This is a genomic window from Anaerobutyricum hallii DSM 3353 (genome assembly GCF_000173975.1).
GTDB lineage: Bacteria > Bacillota > Clostridia > Lachnospirales > Lachnospiraceae > Anaerobutyricum > Anaerobutyricum hallii.
This window is the reverse complement of record NZ_ACEP01000066.1, coordinates 1-5,183: the sequence shown is the minus strand read 5'-3', so window position 1 is coordinate 5,183 and position 5,183 is coordinate 1. Positions and strand designations below refer to the sequence as shown.

Sequence of the window (5,183 nt, the reverse complement as noted above, 5' to 3'; positions counted from 1 at the left end):
TACTATTGGGCAAAATGGAGCGTTTAGCACAACGGAACAAATCAATAAATTTTTTAGGGGTTCTTTTCAATTATTCTTCGGGCAATCTGGCTTTCACTTTTCTTATAGCAGCGGGTTCGTCTGTTTCATAGACTCACAAATCAGAAGCTATTTCATTTTAATTTTTACGGTCTTCTTCTTTCCGCTTCCATCTGTTGCCATCGCTGTAATTTTTACCGTTTTTCCTTTGGCTGATTTCTTCGTTGTTACAATTCCCTTAGCATTTACCGTGGCATATTTGGTATTGCCTGATGTCCAGAGAAGTTTTTTATTTGCTTTCTTTGTGGCAGTTACTTTGGCTTTTAGTTTTAGTTTCTTGCCTGCTTTTACTGGCTTACTTCCTGTTATCTTAATTTTCTTTACAATGCCTTTCATAGATGTAATCTTCCATGAAGCATATTTTTTACTGCCATCTGTTGCTGTTGCCGTAATCGTTACTTTCTTACCGCCAGTTTTCTTTTTCAGTGTAACAACTCCACCTTGCGTTACGGTTGCAACCTTTGTATTGCTGGACTTCCAGAGTAGCTTTTTATTCGAAGCAGTCTTTGGTAAAACAGCCGCTTTTAAAGTAAGCTTTTTGCCTGCGGCAATCTGTTTGGAGAGACCGGAAAGACGGATTGAGGTTACCTTTACTTTCTTTGACGGTTTTTTACCAGTATCCGGTTTTGGTGTATTTGGCTTCGCATTTTCTACCGTAATTGGCATAACAACTTTTCGTCCGATTCCAATTTCTTCATAAAGAATTTCCAGTTGCTTTTTGCCTGTTTTAGACATATCGATATTTTTCACATTTGTTGTATAACCTGTTACTTTTGCCTTGCTTCCATCAGTGTATACTGCGGTCACTTCCAAATCATCCAGATTTAGCTTCTCGCCTTTAGTATAAGTAACCTTTGTTTTTGTTGCGGTGAGATAATCCAATGTTTTTAATTCTTCTGTTCCTACATAAACAAATGCTGTATTATCGGACTTTATGCTCTCTTCTGCATCTCCGCTAACTTCCATGTAAACCGTATCACTTCCGAGTTTTTTCAATTCTTCTTTTGTAAATGTTTTCTCTACCGTATCATAGGATTCCACATTTCCAAGATTTATTGTTTTTAATACTTTACCAGAAGCATCCCCAGCTTTTAAAGTAAGTGCTGCTGTCGTATCAAAGGCACTGTTATTATCTATCACAGCTGTAATATTATCATCCTCTTGTTTAACAGAAAGAGCAAGTTCACTTCCGGCCGACTGAATATTTTTTGTAGAATCTGCTGTTGTATTTTCACCAGAGATTGCTTCTACTTTTAATATTTCTTTTGCTACCGCATCTCCTGGTACAGTGAGATCTACTGTAACGTCTTGTGTCTCTCCTGCTGTTATTCCAGCTTCCAAGTCTGCCTGTCCAATGACGTTGCCATTATAGACAATCTGAACCTTTCCCTCACCACAGTTTGTTAATCCATTATTTTTCACTGGTATGGTGATAGAAGCATCCTCGTCCGGCATCAATTTCTCCTGCGTGTAATCAATATCCCCGATGACAAGTTTGCTTTGTGGCACTACAGAAGTGATACATAAATCCGTATTTTCTGTTACAGTATTCTCTGTAATATCTACATCGGTTCTTGTAAATAAATATTCATACGCCGTCCCATTCCAGATACCACTCGGCACTGCTGCATAACCTTCTAAATCTGTTAAAGTAACTGGTTCGTAAACTTCTCCATCTCTTATTACATAGGCATATAGATTTCTTCCAGCTTCTTCTGCATTTTCTTTCTCCGATGAACAGATGAGAAGCTGGCTATCTCCACCATCTACTACCGTATAATCTGCGGAAATAACCGCATCGTCTTCTATATAGCTTTCTACCGCTCCATCTATAGCATCAATATAGTTTAAGGAACTGCCTTCCGCATCCTGTGCATACCATAAAAGAACGGAACTTCCATCTATTTTTGCAAAAGAAGGAGAAAGATTCTGTCCATTTGCTGCAATGGTTGTTCGTCCTTTTGCATTAACCGTCGTCAGTTGTACCTGCGGATTTTCCTCGGTACCAGAATTCAATGTATAAGCTGTTACTACATCATTATCCAAATTGCCAATAGCAACAGACTGTACCGGCTTATTCTCTTCTGATAACTTCTTTGTTGTAAATGCATTTCCATTTAAAGATGCAAGGTAAACTGTATTTGTTCCGGTTCCCTTTAAAATATCGTTCGCACTATTGCTGTTCCATGCAATATATGGCACATGATTTTTTACTGTAATAGACGGATGCAAATCCGCAATGGCATTATCCGTAATAGCCGGATACTTTGTCACTGTTCCTGTATTTCCATTTAATGTGATTTTTGCTGCCTGAACTTCGGTCTCGGCTGCAAGCTTTGTCATAAAATCTTCAGCCTCTGCTTCTTCCGGTGTAAAAGTCCGCTTTGCATTAATCCATGTAACGTATACATTCTCTCCATCTACTGCTGCTACTGCATCAAAATCTGCCGTTCCATCATCATCAATCAGCTTAGGTATACTCCACCCACGTTCATTATAAATAGAATATACCACTGCTGTATGATTCCCTGTTGTTCTGTCGCCCATGTCCGTTGTAAAAATAAGGAGTTTCTTTCCACTTGCCGTCTGCAAAAGCTGCGGCTTTGCACTGGCATACACATCAGACAGCAATGTTGTCACTGTTCCAGATGTATTTTTTGCAGAAGCAGCACGCTTTATCGAACGTGGCTTCGCTGTTTGTTCTGCAACGGCAGAACCATCCCACGAAGAAGAATCTACTCTTTGTATTTCATAATCTTTCGCCTCCGGTTCTAACTTTGGCAATGCTCTGGTATACATTCTGGCTTTTGACTTCTTCTTTGTGGACAAATAATCGAACGAACCATTCAAAAGCTCTTTTTCATAAGAAAAGCATAACGCCTTTGCACTAACTCCCAGCGCCCCCTCTAAAGAGGCTGTTATATCATTATCCTTCCCGTCTGATTCTACTGTAACAAGGTTCTTTGCTTCTCCATAAACAGAAATATCTGCGATATAAGAAACACCGATACCTCCCGTAAGACGTACACTCGGAAGAGTAAGCTCTACTTCCCCTTTGGTATACACTTTACTCTTATTAAAATCAAATCCTACAGAGAAATCCGCTTTAGTACCAGCCGTTCCCTTTACCTTAATCACTACCGGAACAACCACCACAAACGTCTGCCATTCCTGCTTTGCCGTTCCTTTTATTTCAACAACCAGCTTTCCTCCTGCAGATTCGACTCCGTTTGTCTTCGTGATTGTTCCTTCCACATAGCCATAAGCCTCCATTTCCGGTTCTACGCTCATCCCCATAGACGCAGTTCCAAACTTAGAAGCCAAAAGAGAGTTCATTCCTTTTCTATAGGATTCTTTTTGCGTTTCCACAAACTTTTTAAACGTTGTCCAGTCCTTCTTATTCATATCCTGAACACCGATTCCAATCCGGTATGTATTATCCTCCCTCTCAAAAGTAACTGGAATCGTTCCATAATCAAGAGAAACATCCCCACCACCAAGAATTGGAACATTCTCTGGAATCGTAAAATCTACACCACCGTCAATCTCAATATCTACATTGCTCTCCTCTGTTCTGGTTCCTGTGGCCGTTCCCGGTTTGTCGGGCTGGGTAGGCTGGTTTGGGGTGTCTGGTTCGTCGGGTTCACTTGGATAATCTGGTTTCTTCCTCCCAGATTTCATAGCATCTGAGCATACAGTTCCAGCGTAGGAATAGAGATTGGTGGATGAAAGATTTATATGCAGGGCGGGACGCACACCGATATCATCTCTTTCAACACCAACACCCTCTCCTTGACCATCAAAATCCACTGAAATTGCCATCCAATCCCTGTCCGGCATGTAGTACCACCAAGAAACATTTCCGATAAACCCTTCGTCATCATCACTAGGATAACATCTCTCTGTTCCCATTGCATATGCATATGCACTACATCGGCTTCTTCTCGCTTCATCACCGTAAACATCGTTATCAAAATCAAATCCATAGCTTGTTGCTACATCTTTATTATAAGATTTCGAATTAGCGAGCAGAAATACTTTATCAGCAATATTATTTTTACTTTCTGTTCCATATATATTACTATTGTCATTTACAACACTGGTTGTTTTAATGGCACTTCTTTGCGTAGATGTGAAAGCAGAATTAATAAAATTCTTTCTACTATAATCTGTCTCTGGCTGATTCACAGATGCCTCATAGCCGTTCAGCCAACTTCGCATACTGCTTGTTTCCCATGTTACATCTTCACAATTTGTGTTACACTTCTGGTCATCTAAAGCGATATCTGCAAGAAGAAGTGCATCATTTCCATTTCTGTTTAAAACACGCCATTTGATTGGTTCATACTTAAAATAATGGTAGATTTTATAGTTATCATTCCAGTCATAACGATAAGGTGAATCACTACTGGTAGCATATGTCGCATCTTCCCCCTTTAATCTGCGATACTTCGTTCTTCCAATCGTAATATCATTATTTTCATCCCAGCCCGTCGCATTTTTTAATGTATTATAAATACTGCCATCTTTGGATGTTATCTCACTCTGCGGATAGCTTCCGAAGTACACACAGTCCCAGGTAACTTTCTGTCCGGCATCCATAGAGGAATCCTTTACGATTCTTGGATTGCTTATATTCTCTGCCGCATTTACCTTTGGGAGTGTTATCGGGATATCCGCAAGGCTGACTCCCTGCGGACAGAATCCTGCCAGCATTGCTACAGATAAGATGAATGCTGTTATGCGAGATAGGTTGATGTGTTTCCGTTGTTTTTTCATAAACTCTCCTCACTTTCTCCTTGAGCATGTTTGAGAAATGCTTTCTGGAAGATTCCGTTACAATTTGTAGAAGATTTTGCCTAAATGAGGGCTGCGTAGCGGGCTACGTCAACCGAATGAAGGCAAATTCAAGAATGCAAATTGAGGCGTGCAGATTTCAAGAATGCTTTTTCAAACATGCTCTAAAATATAGATTTTGCTATTTTAAAAATAGCGTATCATTTTCTTCACTAAAATTCAATAGGATGTGTCTAAGTGGTTGATTTTATGACACTTTTGGTAAAAGAATTCTAATCTGTAGATTTGATGTAGACGAAAAAAGAAAA

2 protein-coding genes are annotated in these 5,183 nt (G+C 39.7%); one reads left to right on the top strand and one right to left on the bottom strand.

The features are described from left to right. Positions 1–147: 147 nt before the first annotated feature. A complete protein-coding gene (locus EUBHAL_RS14760; protein ID WP_005346778.1) occupies positions 148–4,857 on the bottom strand; it encodes a DUF6273 domain-containing protein in 4,710 nt (1,569 codons plus the stop codon). A gap of 26 nt (positions 4,858–4,883) precedes the next feature. Here EUBHAL_RS14760 and EUBHAL_RS16795 point away from each other — a divergent pair, with 26 nt between their 5' ends. Then, positions 4,884–5,120, top strand: a complete 237-nt coding sequence (locus EUBHAL_RS16795) for a DUF6783 domain-containing protein (RefSeq protein ID WP_334290885.1) — start codon at positions 4,884–4,886, stop codon at positions 5,118–5,120. Positions 5,121–5,183 lie beyond the last annotated feature (63 nt).

Excerpts from the sequence above, each read along its gene's own strand:
- EUBHAL_RS14760 (WP_005346778.1), bottom strand. The coding sequence starts at position 4,857 with ATGAAAAAACAACGGAAACACATCAACCTATCTCGCATAACAGCATTC.
- EUBHAL_RS16795 (WP_334290885.1), top strand. The coding sequence starts at position 4,884 with ATGTTTGAGAAATGCTTTCTGGAAGATTCCGTTACAATTTGTAGAAGA.